This window comes from Cupriavidus alkaliphilus (assembly GCF_900094595.1).
Lineage (GTDB): Bacteria > Pseudomonadota > Gammaproteobacteria > Burkholderiales > Burkholderiaceae > Cupriavidus > Cupriavidus alkaliphilus.
Genome location: NZ_FMAD01000005.1, coordinates 70,872 through 87,618, shown reverse-complemented (window position 1 = coordinate 87,618; position 16,747 = coordinate 70,872). Strand labels below are relative to the sequence as shown.

The window sequence follows — 16,747 nt, the reverse complement described above, 5'->3', positions numbered from 1 at the left end:
GGGGATCCTCAGCGCGCGGCGGGCAGCCAGTCGTTGACGTTGGGCGCCTGCTCCAGCGACCACACGCGCGCGATGATGGCGCGCATCTCGGCCTCGCTCGCGCCCTGGCGGAACGCGCCCAGTTGCAGTGCCTTGGCTTCCAGTTCCGGGCGCGACAGGGTGTTGTCGGGATCGCCCTTGGGCACGTCCACGCGCGCGGCCAGCGTGCGGCCGTCGGTGGTCCTGGCGGTCACGCGGCCGATCCACTGGCGCGGGTAGGCGGCGTTGATCTCGGCATCCAGTTCCATGTCGACCTTGCCACGGAACGCGGCCACCGCGGGGTCCTGCAGCGCATGCTGCTCGAACTCGCCCAGGCCGGCATGGCCATGCACGGCCACCAGCCCAAGCACCGTGCCCATCGAGAACTTGGCCTGGTGGATGGTGGCGGGATTGACCACGGGGCCGAGCACGTCGATGGCGCCCTGGTGCACGTGCGTGGTGACGCTGGCGATCTGGTCGGCGGCAACGCCTTCGCTCTGCATCAGTGCCTTCAGCGCATCAGCGGCCGGGTGGGTGTGGCGGCACGAGGCGAAGAACTTGAACGAGGTCTCGGCGGTGGCCCAGCGCGTGCCCAGGCCATCGGTCAGGCAGGCGGGATTGGCATCGCTCGACATGCCGGCGGCCATGCCCTGGGCGCCTTCGAGGATCTGCTTCGCGCCGGTAAAGCCGGCGCGCGCCAGCCACGCCGACTGCAGGCCGTCGGCGGCGGCCTTGGCGGTGTGCAGCTGCTTGGAGTCGGCGGCGTCGCGCAGGAATTCCCACAGGCCGGCGGCTTGCGTGCCGGCCGAGCCCAGTGCCTGGTTGATGCCTTCGGCATCGAGGCCGAACAGCTTGGCCACCGCGGCGGCGGCGGCGAGCGTGCCGACGGTGCCGGTGGTGTGGAACACGCGGTAGTGCGAGCGGCCCATGAACTCGCCGATGCGGATGCCGGCTTCATAGCCGGCGATCGAGGCCAGCAGCACCTCGGCACCGGTCTTGCCCTCGGCCTGCGCGGCCGCGACCACGGCGGGGAATACCACCGCGGCCGGATGCAGCACCGAGCCGTTGTGCACGTCGTCCTGTTCGACCACGTGCGAAGACGCGCCGTTGATCAGCGCGGCGAAGTAGGGCGAGGTACGGCGGCGGTCGACCAGCACTTCGGCGTCGCCGTCGGACGGGCCCATGGCCGCGGCGAATTCCTGCAGCTTGCGTACGGCCGGGGCGTCCTTGCCGGCGATGGCCGAGGCGATCCAGTCGAGAAACAGGTCCTTGGTGCGCTCGATCACGGGCGCGGGCACGTCGGCCAGCTTGAGGTTGGCCAGGAATTCGCAAAGCTGGCGGGTCGGGTAAGTGGTGTCTGCGGCTTGGCTCATGCCGGCTCCGGAGATTGAACAGTGCTTGCGGAAAGAGAATGGCGCCCGGTGTGCCCGGACGCTGGGGTCGGGTTCAGATGGTGCGCTTTGCCGCCAGGGCGTCGATATCGCCCGCGCCGTAGCCCAGTTCTGCCAGGATGCTGCGGCTGTGCGCGCCCAGCGCCGGCACGTCGCCCATGACGGGTTCCACGCCCGACAGGTTGGCCGGCGGCAGCAGCGCGCCGATCGGGCCGTTCGGCGTATTGACTTCGCGCCAGCGCTGGCGTGCCTGCAGCTGCGGATGGTTCCAGACTGCTTCGATGTCGTTCATCGGCGCATTGGCGATCTGCGCCTGGTCCAGCAGCGCCTCGGCCTGCGCCACCGTCAGCGAGGCAAAGCGGGCTTCGATCAGCGCGGTCAGTTCGGGGCGGTTGCGCACGCGCGCGGTATTGCTGGCATAGCGCTCGTCCTGCGCCAGCGCGCGGTCGCCGAGCACGATCTCGCAAAAATTGGCGAACTCGCGCTCGTTCTGCACGCTGAAGATCACGCTGCCATTGCTGGTGCGATGCACGCCATACGGGGCGATGGTCGGGTGCGAGGCGCCGACGCGCGCCGGCGTAGTGCCGCCGTAGTGGCCGAAATAGAGCACCTGGTTCATCCACTCCGCCATCGCCTCGAACATGGTCACCTGCACGCGCAGGCCCTTGCCGGTGCGGCCGCGCTGCAGCAGCGCCGACAGGATCCCGCTGTAGGCGTACATGCCGGCCGAGATGTCGGCGATCGACACCCCGGCGCGCGACGGCTCGTTGGGGCCGCCGGTCAGGCCCACCAGGCCCGCTGCGGCCTGGATCAGCAGGTCGTAGGCCTTCTTGTCGCGATAGGGGCCCGAATCGCCGTAGCCGGAGATGTCGCACACGATCAGCTTCTGGTACTTGCCGTGCAGGGTGTCGAAATCCAGGCCCATGCGCGCGGCGGCGCCGGGGGCAAGGTTCTGCACCAGCACGTCGGCGTCGGCCAGCAGGCGGTGCAGGATGGCCTGCGCTTCATTGTCCTTCAGGTCCAGGGCCAGGCTTTCCTTGCCCCGGTTGAGCCAGACGAAGTAAGAGGCCTGGCCGTGCACGGACTGGTCATAGCCGCGCGCGAAGTCGCCCACGCCGGGACGCTCGACCTTGATCACGCGCGCGCCCAGGTCGGCCAGCTGGCGCGTGGCGAAGGGCGCGGCCACGGCGTGCTCGAGCGAGACCACGCGGATGCCGTCGAGCGGGCGGATGCCTTGGGAGGAGTGAGACATGTAGGATTCTCAGAACGAACGCGGCAACTCGAGCACGTGCTCGGCCACGTAGGACAGGATCAGGTTGGTGGAGATCGGCGCCACCTGGTACAGGCGGGTCTCGCGGAACTTGCGCTCGATGTCGTATTCGGCGGCGAAGCCGAAGCCGCCGTGCGTCTGCAGGCAGACGTTGGCGGCTTCCCACGAGGCGTCGGCGGCCAGCAGCTTGGCGATATTGGCTTCCTTGCCGCACGGCCTGCCGGCGTCGAACAGCCGCGCCGCCTTGTAGCGCATCAGGCTGGCAGCCTCGACGTTGACGTAAGCGCGCGCGATCGGAAACTGCACGGCCTGGTTCTGGCCGATCGGGCGGTCGAACACGATGCGGTCGCGCGCGTAGTTGCCGGCGCGCTCGACGAACCAGTAGCCGTCGCCGATGCACTCGGCGGCGATCAGGATGCGCTCGGCGTTGAGGCCGTCGAGGATGTACTTGAGGCCCTTGCCTTCCTCGCCGATCAGGTTATCGGCGGGGACTTCCAGGTTGTCGAAGAACAGCTCGTTGGTCTCGTGGTTGACCATGTTGCGGATCGGCTTGACCGTCAGGCCCTTGCCGATGGCATCGCGCAGGTCGACCACGAATACCGACAGGCCGTCCGACTTGCGCTTGACCTGGTCCAGCGGCGTGGTGCGCGCCAGCAGCAGCATCAGGTCCGAGTGCTGCACGCGCGAAATCCAGACCTTCTGGCCATTGACGATGTACTTGTCGCCGTGGCGCACCGCGGTGGTCTTGAGCTTGGTGGTGTCGGTGCCGGTGGTGGGCTCGGTCACGGCCATCGACTGCATGCGCAGCTCGCCCGACGCGATGGCCGGCAGCCAGCGCTGCTTCTGCGCGTCGGAGCCATGGCGCAGCAGGCAGCCCATCACGTACATCTGCCCGTGGCAGGCGCCGGAATTGCCGCCGCTGCGGTTGATTTCTTCCATGATGACCGAGGCCGCGGTCAGCGACAGCCCCGAGCCGCCATAGGCTTCCGGGATCAGCGCCGACAGCCAGCCCGCCTGCGTCAGCGCCTGGACAAAGCTCTCGGGAAAGGCTTCCTGCTCTTCCACCCGTTGCCAGTACGCCGAATCGAAGCCCGCGCACAGGCTGCGCACGGCCTCGCGGATTTCGGGGTACAGCTGGTCGGGATCCTGGTCTGCGTGCATGGTCGCCGGGTCGATTGGAACTGGAGGCCATTATTCCCGAGCCCCCTGCACGCTGAAATTCGGATTTGCGAAAGAGCGGCTTAGGGGCGGCTTAGGTGGGCAGCAAGCGTCGCAGCGGCGCCGTGCCACCATGCAAGACGCCCGGCGAACCGGGCGTGCAGGGGAGGCGCGCGGGGCGCCGGTGGAGGGTGGGCTGGTGCCATGGCACCGCCTGCCGTCAATGGACGAAGAGCCAGATCAGGACCAGGACAAAGGCCGGAACACCAAGTAGCCAGGCGAGGATATAGGGCATGGTGCAACTCCATGGAGGACTGTTGTTGGTGATTCCAATATAGGAATGCCGCGCCGGCGGGACTGTCGGGGAGCTTCCGCTTGCCGTGTAGGACGCCGCCGCACAGGACCCGCGCAGCCCGGACGGCCCGCCGATGTGGCGCACAAGTCTTGCCGCGGGCCAGGTGTGGCGTGCTACGCTCAGGCCTGCACCCTAGTCCCCGGAGGTTGGCGATGGAGTCTGTCTGGACCGATATCTTCCGTACCTTTCGCGCGGAATTTGCCGATGTGCCGGACGCGGCCGAGGCAACCCGCATCATGGTGCGGCTGTGCATGGCGGTGCTGCTCGGCGGCCTGATCGGCTATGAGCGCGAGTCTTCCGGCAAGGCCGCGGGGCTGCGCACCCATATGCTGGTGGCGCTGGGCTCGGCGCTGTTCGTGCTGGTGCCGTTGCAGGCGGGCGTGCCGCTGGCCGACATGAGCCGGGTGCTGCAGGGGCTGATCGCCGGCATCGGTTTCCTCGGCGCGGGCGCCATCCTCAAGCAGAACGACGAGGCCCATATCAAGGGCCTGACCACCGCGGCCAGCATCTGGATGGTGGCGGCCATCGGCGTGGCGGCCGGGCTCGGTCGCGACACCACGGCGGTGATCGCCACGGTGTTCACGCTGGTCATCCTGCAGATCCTGCAGCGCTGGAAGTAGCGTCGCCGGGACACGGACCGGTGCGCCGGTCTGTGCCCTTGCGCGCCAATCCACCCCTTTTCCTTGGCGTTGGTGGGGCTAACGCGCGCCGAATGCGCGCCGGCGCACACAGCCAGGGCCACGCGCGCCCTATGCTGTGGCTCAGGCCGCGCGGGGAAGCCAGGGCGCTGCCGACGCAGCAGAGGGGAGGTTGGCATGCATGCATCGATCCGTGACGACGCGGCGCTGGCCGCATTCGTGGGGCCGCGATTTCCGTACTACGGCGAGCGCTGGTCGGCGGCGGAAACCCACGGCGGCATCTCGTGGAACTGGGCGGCGTGCCTGCTGGGGCCATTCTGGATGGCGTACCGGCGCATGTACTGGCAGGTGGGCGTCTATGCGCTGATCGTCGGCACCGAACCGTTGCTGCACGCATGGTTCGGCCTGCAGTTGCCGATGGCGGGCCGGCCGCTGCTGTATGCGATGGCGCTGCTGCTCGGGCTCTACGGCAACGAGCTGTACCGCTGGCACGCCGAGGCAACCATCCGGCATGTGCGCGAGTACCACTACTCGCCCGAACTGGTGAACGACTCGCTGGAGCGCCGCGGCCGCACCAGCTGGCCGGGCGTCTTTGCCATGGGGTTGCTGCTGCTGGTGATGGTGGTGTCGCTGCGTCCGCTGGCGGCGCTGATGGTCCAGGGCGGCGTTCCGGGCGCCGGCTGAAATCCGCGCGCCGCGCTACACGGGCTCGCGCGCGGCGTCGACCAGGTACTGGATCAGGGTTTCGGCGAACTGCGGCAGCTCGCGTCCCGGCCGGCGTACCAGGCGCAGCTCGCGCCTGGCCCATTCGTCTTCCAGCGGGATAAAGCGCAGCACCTTGCGGCTGGCATAGCGGCGCGCGCAGCTGTTGGGCACGATGGCGATGCCCGCGCCGGCCTCGACCATGCGGCATACCGCATCGAAGCTGCCCACCTGGATGCGCAGGCTGATGCGCTTGCCCATGCCGGCGGCAATGCGGTCGAGGAAGGACTGGATCGCGCTGAACTGGTTCAGCCCGACAAAGCGGCAGGTATCGAGCAGGTCGGCGAAATGCAGCCGCTTGAAGGTCGGCAGCGGATGGTTGACGGGAGCGATCACGATCAGCGCGTCGCTGCACAGGTGCATCGCATCCAGGTCCTGCGTGGCGACCTCGCCGGCGACGATGCCGAGGTCCGCCGCGCCGGCGCTGATCGCCGACACGATCTCCTGCGACAGGTGCTCTTCCAGCTCGATGTCCACGTCCGGGTTCTCGCTGAGGAAGCGCGACACGCCGGTGGCGAGGAACGAGTTGGTCGCGGTGGTGTTGGCCAGCAGCCGCACGCGGCCCTTCACGCCCTTGGCATACGGCCGCAGGTCCGCGTGCAGGCATTCGAGTTCGCGGAAGACCTCGCGCGCGTGCCGCAGCAGCGCGTCGCCCGCCGGCGTGAGCCGCACGCCCTTGACCTGGCGGATCAGCAATTGTGTCTGGAACGCCTCTTCCAGCTGCTTGATCCGCGTGCTGGCGGCGGGCAGCGACAGAAAGCTGCGCTCGGCGGCACGGGTCAGGTTCTCCGTCTCGCCGACATTCAGAAAGAGGCGGAGGTCGGTCAGGTCGTAATGCATGGGCTTCTGTCAGGCCAAAGGCCAGTTTTGTGATTCGTGAATTCCAAAGGGTCGGGTGTCAATTTATCGTATCCGCTGCGGCGTGGACATCCGGATTGACCGCACCGGCGGGCGTTGCCCGCTGCGCGGGGGCTGTTTCACCGGGTTTGCGGTCGGTGACCGCACAAAATGTATTCAGAGGAGACATGCAATGAGCGGTTTGATGGCAGGCAAGGTTGCGCTGGTGACGGGCGCCGGGGGTGGGATCGGACGCGGCATCGCGCTGGCCATGGCGGCCGCCGGTGCCAGGGTGGTGGTCAATGACCTGGGCGTGTCGATGTCCGGCGAGGGCGGCGACGCCGGCCCCGCGCAGCGCGTGGTGGAGGAAATCCGCGCCGCCGGCGGCGAAGCCGTGGCCAACACCGACAGCGTGTCGACCTGGGCCGGCGCCAACGCCATCGTGCAATGCGCGCTCGACAACTTCGGCCGCATCGACGCCGTGGTCAACAACGCCGGCAACCTGCGCGACCGCATGTTCTTCAAGATGAACGAGGAAGAATGGCGCTCGGTGATCGACGTGCACCTGAACGGCACCTTCTTCGTCAGCCGCGCCGCGGCTAACTACTTCAAGGACCAGGAGAGCGGCGCCTACGTGCACATGACCTCCACCTCGGGCCTGATCGGCAACCTGGGCCAGGCCAACTATTCGGCGGCCAAGCTGGGCATCGCCGCGCTGTCGAAGTCGATCGCGCTGGACATGCAGCGCTTCAACGTGCGCTCGAACTGCATCGCACCGTTCGCGTGGAGCCGCATGACCAGCTCGATTCCGGCCGAGACCCCGGAAGAAAAGGCGCGCGTGGCCAAGCTGCAGAAGATGGAAGCCGGCAAGATCGGCCCGGTCGCGGTCTACCTGGCCAGCCCGGCGGCGAGCGAGGTCAACGGCCAGATCTTCGCGGTGCGCGCCAACGAGATCATCCTGATGAGCCAGCCGCGTCCGGTGCGCTCGGTCCACATGAGCGAAGGCTGGACGCCGGAGTCGGTGGGCGAGGTCGCCATGCCGGCGATGCGCAGCAGCTTCTTCAAGCTGGAGCGCTCGCCCGACGTGATCAGCTGGGACCCGATCTGATGACGGGCGGCCAAGCCCCGGCGCGCGGCGCGCTTGCCGGCGTGCGCGTGCTGGACCTGTCGCGCATCCTGGCCGGCCCGTGGTGCGCGCAGAACCTGGCGGACCTGGGCGCCGAGGTGATCAAGGTGGAGCGCCCCGGCGCCGGCGACGATACCCGTTCGTGGGGGCCGCCGTGGCTGCCCGGCGCGGACGGCCAGCCGTCGCGCGACGCCACCTACTTTGCCGGTGCCAACCGCGGCAAGCAGTCGGTCACGCTGGATATCGCCAGCCCGCAAGGGCAGCAGATCGTGCGCGAGCTGGCCGCGAAGTCGCAGATCGTGCTGGAGAACTACAAGGTCGGCGACCTCAAGCGCTACGGGCTGGACTATGACAGCCTGAAGGCCGTCAACCCGGCGCTGGTCTATTGTTCGATCACGGGCTATGGCCAGACCGGACCGAGCGCGCACAAGCCCGGCTACGACTTTATCTTCCAGGGCCTGGGCGGCCTGATGAGCGTCACCGGCGAGCGCGACGACCTGCCCGGCGGCGGGCCGCAGAAGGTGGGCGTGGCGGTGGTCGACATGCTGACCGGCATGTACGCCACCGTGGCCGTGCTGGCCGCGCTGCGCCATGCCGAACGCACCGGCGAGGGCCAGCATATCGACATGGCGCTGCTCGACGCGGTGGTGGCGGTCGGCGCCACCCCCATCATCGCGCAGCGCGTCACCGGCCAGGCCATGCCGCGCTACGGCAACGCGCATGCCAACATGGTGCCCTACCATGTGTTCGCCACCGCCGACGGCTACATGATCGTCGCGGCCGGCAATGACGGGCAGTGGCAGGCGTATTGCCGCGGTGTAGAGCGTCCCGACCTGGGCGCCGACGAGCGCTTTGCCACCGGTCCCGGCCGCATCATCCACCGCGACACGCTGGTGCCGCTGCTCGAAGCGCATATGCGCACGCGGCCGACCGCGCACTGGGTGCAGGCGCTGGAAGCGCAGGGCATCCCGTGCGGGCCGATCAACGACTACGGCCAGGTGCTGGAAGATCCGCAGGTGCGGCATCGCGAGCTGCAGGTCGACCTGGTGCGCGAAGACGGCAGCCTGTGCCCAACCGTCAAGAGCCCGCTGCGGCTGTCGGCCACCCCGGTGCAATACGATGCGCCGCCGCCGCGGCTGGGCCAGCATACCGGGCAGGTGCTGCAGACGGTTCTGGGCCTGTCGGCCGAGCGCATCGCCCGGCTGCGCGAGCAGGGCGTGGTCTGAGCGCGTGCCGGCCGGCGCGTCATTCACGCGGCCCGGCCGGCCGCTGCAGGGATGGCGTCACTGGCGTACGCTGTCCGGGTAGCGGCGGCATGCCGCGTCCTTCCCGGAGACAGCCATGGACGAAGAAACCTTCAACCTCAGCATCCGCAAGTTCCTGAAGGTGGTCGGCGTGAATTCCCAGCGCGAGATCGAGCAGGCCATCGCCCGGGCCGTGGCCGACGGCACGCTGGCCGGCAACGAACACCTGCCGGTGTCGGTGACGCTGGAGCTGGCGGCGGTGAAGCTGCAGGCGCGCTTCGACGGCGAGATCCGGCTCGAGTAAGCCGGCGGCCGCACCACGCCGGCTACGCCGCCGGCACGCCTTCCTTGCGCATGCCGCGCATCCGGTATTCCCCCGGCGCCACGCCGGTCCATTTCTTGAAGGCGCGGTGGAACGTGCTCGGCTCGGAAAAGCCTAGCCGCAGCGCCACGTCCTGCAGCGTCATGCCGGGGCGCTCCATCATGCCGATGGCCACGTCGCGCCGCAGGCTGTCCTTGATGCTCTGGTAGCCGCGGCCTTCGTCGCGCAGGCGGCGGCGCAGGGTCTGCGGCGTGAGCCGCAGCAACTGCGCCATCTGCTCGAGCGAGGGCAGTTCGTGGTCCAGGTGCGAGCGCAGGTGCTGCCGGATGCGTTCCGCCAGGCAGCTGTTGTCGCGGTAGCGGATCAGCAGGTTGCGTGGAGTCTCGCGCAGGAAGTCGCGCAGGCTGGCGGCGTCCTGCATCACCGGCAGGCGCAGCGAGGCGGCGTCGAAGTGCAGGGCGGTGACGGGCTGGCCGTAGCTGACCGCGGCCTTGAACACGCGCTCGGTATCGGTGCGGCCCGGCGACGCGGCGGCGCTCAGGTCAACCCGCGCGAGCGGGATCTGCCCGGCGACCAGCCAGCTGACCAGCGCATAGGCATGGAACACGAAGGTGGATTCGGCAAAGCTGCGGCATGCCGAGGCGGGCGCGCGCGGGTGCAGCACCACCGCCGCGGTCTTGCCGTCGGCGCCCACATGCAGGCGCGGCGCAAAGGCGTCGATATGCTGCCGGTACAGGCGCAGCCCGGTGCGGATGGCGTCCTCGAGCGTGGCGCAATGGACCAGGCTGCGGCACACCTGCGCAAACACGCCAGGGGGCACGGGCCGGTCCAGCAGGCCCCACAGTTCATCGCGCGTGACCCGGCGCAGCGTGCGGATCAGCGCCGCGTACTGGCCCTGGGACACGCGCGCGCTGGGCGAGGCCGGCAGCGCCGGCGAGATGTCGGCGCGGCGCAGCAGCGCATCGATGTCGTAGCCGAGCCGCCGCGCGCCCTGCAGGATGTGGGTCACATGCTGGATAGCGATGGTGTGGCGGGCCGGCGCGGGCGCGGCGGATTCAACCGACATGCCCGAGGTGCCCGGCGCGCCCCGGCTGCCGCCGTCGCGCAGGCGCGCCCCCGGCAGCGCGTGGCCGGAAATGTGCGGCTTGCCCGGCATCGGCGGGCGCAGCGATGGCAGAACGGCTGTTTGCATGGGTCTCCTCGTCACGGCGACGCGCCGGTACCGCTTTTTTCAAGCGTTTGCCGGCTGTTGCGGGCCTCTGGCCACATCATGGCGCCACCTTACCAAGCCCGCGTGGCGCCGCACAATCGGGATTTGCCAAAGCCTGCCTTCTGCCTGAGCGATTCGGCCAATCATTTTGGCGCGTCTGGTCATTGTCCACGCACCGCAGCATCGCGCACTCTCCGGCAAGCACCTCTACAAGGCCGGCCCACCGGCCCGGGCGGATCATGCAACGCGGCAAAAGCCCGTGCCCGCCCACGGAAAAAACCAAAGGAGACAGCACATGCAGGCAGATCGTCGTAGTGGGGAGCGTAGTCCGCGTCGCCGTACCCTCGGCCGCCTGGGCGCCGGATTGCTGGCGTGGAGCGGGTTGGCCGCCGGCATGCTGGGCGCGGGCATGGCGCATGCGCAGGAATTCCCGGCACGCACCGTGCGCATGGTGGTGCCGTTCCCGGCCGGCGGCGCCACCGACGTGTTGGCGCGCGCCCTGGCCGAGGGCCTGGGCAAGCAGTGGAAGCGCCCGGTGGTGGTGGAGAACCGCCCGGGCGCCAGCGGCATGCTGGGCGCCGAAGTGGTCGCCCGTGCCGAGGCCGACGGCCATACCGCGCTGCTGACGATCACGCCGCTGGTGCAGGCGCCCAGCCTGTACGCCCGCGCGCCGTACGACCCGGTGAAGGACTTTGCCGCCGTGTCCGAGCTCGGCACCACCAACCTGGTGTTCGCGGTCAACACCAACGCCGTGCCGGCCACCAACCTGAAGGACTTCATCGCGCTGGTGCGCACCAAGCCCGGGCAGTTCTCCTATGGCTCGTTTGGCGCGGGCTCCAGCGGCCACCTGTATGGCGAGGTCTTCAACGACGCCGCCAAGATCGACATGCTCCATGTCTCGTACAAGGGCGAGGCGCCGGAACTGAACGACCTGCTCGGCGGCCAGGTGCCGGCCGCGGTGATCTCGGTGATGGGGGCCAAGCCCCATGTCGCCACCGGCCGCCTGCGCGCGCTGGCGGTGACCGGACCCGCGCGCGCGCCGCAATTGCCGGACGTGCCGACCTTCCGCGAGGCCGGTATCGAGGGCATGGACGCCATGGGCTGGTTCGGGCTGCTGCTGCCGGCCGCCACGCCGCGCCCGATCGTCGAGAAGTTTTCCGCCGACGTCAACCGCGTGCTGGCCCAGCCCGACGTGCGCAAGCGCATGAACGACCTTGGCGTGATCCTGACCGGCAGCACGCCGGATGCGTTTGCCCAGACCATCCAGGCCGACTACGTGCGCTGGGGCAAGGTGATCCGCACGCGCAACATCCGCCTGGACTGAGGCTTCTCCGCTTGACCTGTATCTGAACCACCAATTGCTGCAATGAATCCTGCCACACGCACCACCCAGCCGTTCCGTTCCCCCGCCTGGCCGCCCGGCCTGCCTGCCACGCTGCATACGCCGCGCACCAGCCTGTTCTACAACGTCGAGGTCGCGGCGCAGCGCTATCCGGACAAGACCGCGATCCAGTATTTCGGCACCGCGATCTCGTATGGCGAGCTGCGCGACGAGATCGAACGGATGGCCGGCTACCTGCAGCAGGCCTGCGGCATCCAGCCGGGCGACCGCGTGGTGCTGTTCAGCCAGAACTGCCCGCAGTTCATCATTGCCTATTACGCCATCCTGCGCGCCGAAGGCGTGGTGGTGCCCGCCAACCCGATGTGGCTGGAAGCCGAACTGGCTCACGTGGTGCAGGACAGCGGCGCGGTCGCGGCCTTCGCCGGCAGCGAGCTGTACCCGCGCATGGCGCCGCTGCACGGCCCGGCGCTGCGCCACGTGATCCTGCACGACTACGCGGGCATGCTGCGCGACGACGGCGGCCTGCCGGTGCCGGCCTGGCTGCGCGAGCCGCCGCCCGCACCGCAGGCCGCGCCCTCGGGCGCGATGCCGGTGGCCTGGGACGCGGCCAGCCACGCCGGACACCGGCCGCAGCCGCACCAGGCGGGCTACGACACGCTGTGCATGCTGGCCTATACCTCCGGCACCACCGGCAACCCCAAGGGCTGCATGCATACCCATGGCACGCTGATGACCGCGGCCGCCGGCTCGGTGATCTGGCGCGGCGCCACGCCCGAATCGGCGGTGCTGGCGGTGGCGCCGATGTTCCACCTGCTGGGCATGCAGAACTGCATGAATTCGCCGCTCTACCTGGGCGCGACGGTGGTGCTGATGCCGCGCTGGGAGCGGGCGCTGGCCGCCGACCTGATCGAGCGCTACCGCGTCTCGGTGTGGGGCGCGCCACCGGCGATGATGGTGGACTTCTTCTCGCAGCCCGGCATCGACGCGCGCGACCTGTCCAGCCTGGCCTACGTCGGCGGCGGTGGCGCGGCCATGCCCGAAGCGGTGGCCAACATGCTGCAGGAGCGCTTCGGCCTGCCCTACGTCGAGGCCTACGGCATGACCGAGACCGCGGCCTTCATCCTGTCGAACCCGCGCAACCAGCCCAAGCGCGAATGCCTGGGCATCGCCACCTTCGGCGTGGACGCGCGCGTGGTCGACCCCGAGACGCTGCGCGAACTGCCCCACGGCGAGACCGGCGAGATCGTGGTCCACGGCGGCCAGGTGATGCAGGGCTACTGGCACAACGAAGACGCCAACGCCGCCATCTTCATCGAGCTCGACGGCAAGCGCTTCCTGCGCACCGGCGACCTCGGCTTCATGGACGAGGAGGGCTACTTCTTCATGCGCGACCGCCTCAAGCGCATGATCAACGCATCGGGCTACAAGGTCTGGCCGGCCGAGGTGGAAAACATGCTGTACGGCCACCCGGCCATCCACGAGGCCTGCGTGATCGCGGCGCGCGACGAGCGCCGCGGCGAAACCGTCAAGGCGGTAGTGGCGCTGCGCCCCGGCGCGCGCGGCACGGCCGAAGCCGAGCCCGAACGCATCATGGCCTGGTGCCGCGAGCACATGGCGGCGTACAAGGTGCCGCGCATCATCGACGTGGTCGACGCGCTGCCCAAGTCGGCCACCGGCAAGATCCTGTGGCGCGCCCTGCAAGAGCGCGAGATGCAGGCCAGCAACCCGCGCGCCTGACGCCGGCGGGACCCCCAGCAAAGAGAGAGACAGCATGCAGCAAAGCAGACGCAACTGGCTGGCGCAGGCCGGCACCCTGGCCGGCGCGGCCGTCCTCGGCGGCATGGGCCAGGCCTTCGCCCAGCAGCCGTACCCCGCCAAGCCGATCCGCATGATCGTGCCGTATCCGGCCGGCGGCGGCACCGACACCGTGGGCCGCCTGATCGGCCAGCGCCTGGCCGAAAGCCTGGGCCAGCCGGTGGTGGTCGAAAACAAGCCCGGCGCCAGCGGCATGCTCGGCAACGACACTGTCGCCAAGGCGCCGGCCGACGGCTACACCGTGCTGCTGGCGATCACCGCGCTGATCCAGTCGCCGGCGCTGTACAAGCGCACCCCCTACGACGTGGCCAAAGACTTCACCCCGGTTTCGCTGATCGCCAAGTCGTCCGACCTGTTCGTGGTGCCCAACCGCGTGCCCGCCAGCACCCTGCGCGAGTTCCTGGCGCTGGCCAAGGCCGGCAAGCTCAGCTACGGCTCGTACGGCAACGGCACCTCGTCGCACCTGCACGGCGAACTGCTGCGGCAGCAGACCGGCATCGAGATCGCGCATATCCCGTACAAGGGCGCGGCGCCGCTGATGAGCGACCTGCTGGGCGGCCAGGTGGACAGCGCCTTTGTCGACGTGACCTCGGCCAATCCCCACCTCAGCAGCAACAAGTTCAGGATCCTGGGCATCACCGGGACCCAGCGCTACAAGGCGCTGCCCAATGTGCCGACCTTTTCCGAGCTGGGCCTGGCGGGATTCGAGCCCAATGGCTGGTTCGGGCTGTTCCTGCCGGGCAACGCGCCCCGGGACGTGACGGCAAAGCTGGCCGCCGAGACCGCGCGCATCGTGCGCCTGCCCGAAGTGACGCAGAAGCTGGCGGGCATGGGTTTGCAGCCGGTCGGGTCCACGCCGCAGGAACTGGCTGCCGTGGTGGCGGGCGACGCGCCCAAGTGGGCGAAGATCGTGCGCGACGCCAACATCCAGCTGGACTGACACCGTACCGGAGGCCTCGTCATGGAAACCATCCGCTTTGCCGTCGAGGACGGCGTCGCCACGCTGACGCTGGACGCGCCGGCGCGCAAGAACGCGCTGTCGCTGCCGATGCGCGAGGAGATCGGCGAAGTGATTCGCCGGATACGGGACGACGACAGCGTGCGCGCCCTGATCCTGACCGCGGCCGGCACCGATTTCTCGTCGGGCGGCGACATCAGCTCGATGCAGGTCGAGATCAGCGCCGAGCAGGGCCGCAGGCGCCTGCGCAAGCTCCACGGCTGGCTCGAAGAACTGATCCAACTGGACGTGCCGGTCATCGCCGCGGTCGACGGGGCGGCTTATGGCGCAGGTTTCAGCCTGGCGCTGACGGCCGACATCATCCTGGCCACGCCGCGCGCGCGCTTCGGGCTGCCGTTCCTGCGCATGGGCCTGGTGCCGGACTGTGGCGTGTTCTACACGCTGCCGCGGATGATCGGCCTGCAGCGGGCCAAGGCGCTGATGTTCTCGATGCGCGAGCTCAACGCCCAGGCCGCGCAAGACCTTGGCATCGTCATGGAAATCGTCCCGGCCGACGGCCTGCAGGCACGCGCGCGGGCGCTCGCGCAGGCGTTCACCGAGGCCTCGCCGGTGGCGCTCAGCCTGACCAAGCAGGCGCTGAACGCATCGCTGGGCCAGGACCTGGGCACGATGCTGGCAATGGAGGCCGACGCGCAGGGCATCGCCTTCTCCACCGGCTACCGCCGCGAGGCCGCCGACCGCTTCATGGCCAAGCAGCCGCTGCGCTACCGCTGGCCGGACTGACGGGCGCGGCGGCGCGTGCTGCTCTGCAGCATCGGCACCGCCCCGGCGTTCGCCCTTACTTATATAGGCAGGTGTCCGGCATCGGTCGAAGCCTGCCACTTCATTCTCCACGTTTACCCTGATACCAGCACGACTTATGGGATCCCAAGACCAATACGCGGCGCCTGCCGCCCGCCAGACCCCCTGGATGAACGAAGAGCTGGAAATGTTCCAGGACACCGTGCGCCGCTTCGTCGAGCGCGAACTCGCGCCCCACGAGGCCCGCTGGGCCGGGCAAGGCTACATTGACCGCGACGTGTGGCGCCGCGCCGGCCAGATCGGACTGCTGTGCGCCAGCATCCCCGAGGAATACGGCGGCGGCGGCGGCACCTTTGCCCACGAGGCCATCATCACCCAGGAGATGTCGCGCGCGGTCTGCACCAGTCTGGGCAACAACGTGCACAGCGGCATCGTGGCGCATTACCTGCTGCGCTACGGCACCGAAGCGCAGAAGCAGAAGTGGCTGCCGCAGATGGCCAGCGGCGAACTGGTGGCCGCCATCGCCATGTCGGAACCCGGCGCCGGTTCCGACCTCAAAGCGATACGCACCCGCGCGCTGCGGGAACAGACCCCGGACGGAGAGTGCTATCGCATCAACGGCGCCAAGACTTTTATTACGAACGGTTACCACGCCGACCTGATCTGCGTGGTGGCCAAGACCGATCCGGAAGCCGGCTCGCGCGGGGTGTCGCTGGTCATGGTGGAAACCCGCGACCTGCCGGGCTTCCGTCGCGGCCGCATCCTCGAGAAGATCGGGCAGAAGGGCCAGGACACCGCCGAACTGTTCTTCGACGACGTGTTGGTGCCGTGCGACAACCTGCTCGGCACGCAGGAGGGCCAGGGCTTCTACCAGCTGATGCAGCAGCTGCCGCAGGAGCGCATGATCATTGCGCTGGGCGCGGTCGCCACCATGCAGCGCGCGATCGAACTGACCACCGACTACGTGCGCCAGCGCAAGGTGTTCGGCCAGCCGCTCGGCGACCTGCAGAACACCCGCTTCAAGCTGGCCGAATGCAAGACCGTGGCCACCATTGCCGCCACCTTCGTCGATGACTGCATGCAGCGCCTGATGGACGGCCAGCTCGACGCGGCGACCGCGGCGATGGCCAAATGGTGGTGTACCCAACAGAACTGCCAGGTCATCGACGAGTGCCTGCAGTTGCACGGCGGCTATGGCTACATGCTGGAATACCCGATCGCGCGCATGTATGCGAACGCACGCGTCAGCAAGATCTTCGGTGGCTCCAACGAGATCATGAAAGAGCTGGTTGCGCGCACGCTCTGAGCCGCCTGCACCGGCGCTGCGCTATCAGCACTGTCTGTGTGCTAGTGCGCGCAAGCCGTGCAAAACGCATAAGAACCTGCCCAAAAATGAAAGCCGGCACCCGTGCCGGCTTTTGTGCTTATGGTTACAAAACCGGATGTGCACGGATCGCGGGAAAGGTGTAAGGTTTGTCACAAGCATGGTCAATGGCCCGT

General features: G+C 68.8%; 15 protein-coding genes. 10 read left to right on the top strand and 5 right to left on the bottom strand.

Features of this window, described 5'->3' with window-relative positions; translation table 11 throughout:
- Positions 1 to 8: 8 nt before the first annotated feature.
- The 3 genes from GA0116996_RS12305 to GA0116996_RS12295 form a co-directional block, all read right to left on the bottom strand.
- Positions 9 to 1,391 carry an MmgE/PrpD family protein gene (locus tag GA0116996_RS12305; protein WP_092311462.1) on the bottom strand — a complete coding sequence of 461 codons (1,383 nt, stop codon included), beginning with the start codon at positions 1,389 to 1,391 and terminating at the stop codon, positions 9 to 11.
- Between the two features lie 73 nt (positions 1,392 to 1,464).
- Entirely contained in the window at positions 1,465 to 2,661 is a 1,197-nt protein-coding gene (locus tag GA0116996_RS12300; RefSeq protein ID WP_092311459.1) for a CaiB/BaiF CoA transferase family protein, read from the bottom strand.
- A gap of 9 nt (positions 2,662 to 2,670) precedes the next feature.
- Positions 2,671 to 3,840 (bottom strand): acyl-CoA dehydrogenase family protein, encoded by a 1,170-nt coding sequence (locus tag GA0116996_RS12295; protein ID WP_092311456.1) that lies wholly within the window; start codon positions 3,838 to 3,840, stop codon positions 2,671 to 2,673.
- Positions 3,841 to 4,344: 504 nt separating this feature from the next.
- Between GA0116996_RS12295 and GA0116996_RS12285 the strand changes: the two genes are divergently transcribed.
- Both GA0116996_RS12285 and GA0116996_RS12280 read left to right on the top strand, forming a co-directional pair.
- Positions 4,345 to 4,812, top strand: a complete 468-nt coding sequence (locus GA0116996_RS12285) for an MgtC/SapB family protein (RefSeq protein ID WP_092311450.1) — start codon at positions 4,345 to 4,347, stop codon at positions 4,810 to 4,812.
- A 195-nt stretch (positions 4,813 to 5,007) separates the two neighbouring features.
- Complete coding sequence (locus GA0116996_RS12280) at positions 5,008 to 5,514, top strand: DUF2628 domain-containing protein (RefSeq protein WP_092311447.1); 507 nt, start codon at positions 5,008 to 5,010, stop codon at positions 5,512 to 5,514.
- Positions 5,515 to 5,529: 15 nt separating this feature from the next.
- Here GA0116996_RS12280 and GA0116996_RS12275 read toward each other — a convergent pair whose 3' ends face one another.
- A complete protein-coding gene (locus GA0116996_RS12275; RefSeq protein WP_012355383.1) occupies positions 5,530 to 6,432 on the bottom strand; it encodes a LysR substrate-binding domain-containing protein in 903 nt (300 codons plus the stop codon).
- Positions 6,433 to 6,622: 190 nt separating this feature from the next.
- Here GA0116996_RS12275 and GA0116996_RS12270 point away from each other — a divergent pair, with 190 nt between their 5' ends.
- The 3 genes from GA0116996_RS12270 to GA0116996_RS12260 all read left to right on the top strand — a co-directional run bounded on the left by GA0116996_RS12270 (position 6,623) and on the right by GA0116996_RS12260 (position 9,103).
- Positions 6,623 to 7,537, top strand: coding sequence for an SDR family NAD(P)-dependent oxidoreductase (locus tag GA0116996_RS12270; protein ID WP_025583346.1), 915 nt, complete (start codon positions 6,623 to 6,625; stop codon positions 7,535 to 7,537).
- Positions 7,537 to 8,781 (top strand): CaiB/BaiF CoA transferase family protein, encoded by a 1,245-nt coding sequence (locus GA0116996_RS12265; RefSeq protein WP_092311444.1) that lies wholly within the window; start codon positions 7,537 to 7,539, stop codon positions 8,779 to 8,781. The genes GA0116996_RS12270 and GA0116996_RS12265 overlap by 1 nt, the downstream gene beginning before the upstream one ends.
- A 115-nt stretch (positions 8,782 to 8,896) precedes the next feature.
- Positions 8,897 to 9,103 (top strand): DUF6494 family protein, encoded by a 207-nt coding sequence (locus GA0116996_RS12260; protein ID WP_062802625.1) that lies wholly within the window; start codon positions 8,897 to 8,899, stop codon positions 9,101 to 9,103.
- A gap of 22 nt (positions 9,104 to 9,125) precedes the next feature.
- On the opposite strand, the gene GA0116996_RS12255 is transcribed toward GA0116996_RS12260, so the two are convergent.
- Positions 9,126 to 10,313, bottom strand: coding sequence for an AraC family transcriptional regulator (locus tag GA0116996_RS12255; RefSeq protein ID WP_092311441.1), 1,188 nt, complete (start codon positions 10,311 to 10,313; stop codon positions 9,126 to 9,128).
- Positions 10,314 to 10,626: 313 nt separating this feature from the next.
- Here GA0116996_RS12255 and GA0116996_RS12250 point away from each other — a divergent pair, with 313 nt between their 5' ends.
- The 5 genes from GA0116996_RS12250 (at position 10,627) to GA0116996_RS12230 (ending at position 16,553) form a co-directional block, all read left to right on the top strand.
- Positions 10,627 to 11,655 carry a Bug family tripartite tricarboxylate transporter substrate binding protein gene (locus tag GA0116996_RS12250; RefSeq protein WP_092311438.1) on the top strand — a complete coding sequence of 343 codons (1,029 nt, stop codon included), beginning with the start codon at positions 10,627 to 10,629 and terminating at the stop codon, positions 11,653 to 11,655.
- Positions 11,656 to 11,697: 42 nt separating this feature from the next.
- Positions 11,698 to 13,410, top strand: coding sequence for a long-chain fatty acid--CoA ligase (locus GA0116996_RS12245; protein ID WP_092311435.1), 1,713 nt, complete (start codon positions 11,698 to 11,700; stop codon positions 13,408 to 13,410).
- A 34-nt stretch (positions 13,411 to 13,444) separates the two neighbouring features.
- Positions 13,445 to 14,428: a Bug family tripartite tricarboxylate transporter substrate binding protein gene (locus GA0116996_RS12240; protein WP_092311432.1), complete on the top strand. Its 984-nt coding sequence runs from the start codon at positions 13,445 to 13,447 to the stop codon at positions 14,426 to 14,428.
- 21 nt (positions 14,429 to 14,449) lie between these two features.
- The gene (locus tag GA0116996_RS12235) at positions 14,450 to 15,229 is read left to right on the top strand and encodes an enoyl-CoA hydratase/isomerase family protein (protein ID WP_092311429.1); all 780 of its coding nucleotides are present in this window, start codon (positions 14,450 to 14,452) and stop codon (positions 15,227 to 15,229) included.
- A 136-nt stretch (positions 15,230 to 15,365) separates the two neighbouring features.
- Positions 15,366 to 16,553 carry an acyl-CoA dehydrogenase family protein gene (locus tag GA0116996_RS12230; protein ID WP_092311425.1) on the top strand — a complete coding sequence of 396 codons (1,188 nt, stop codon included), beginning with the start codon at positions 15,366 to 15,368 and terminating at the stop codon, positions 16,551 to 16,553.
- Positions 16,554 to 16,747 lie beyond the last annotated feature (194 nt).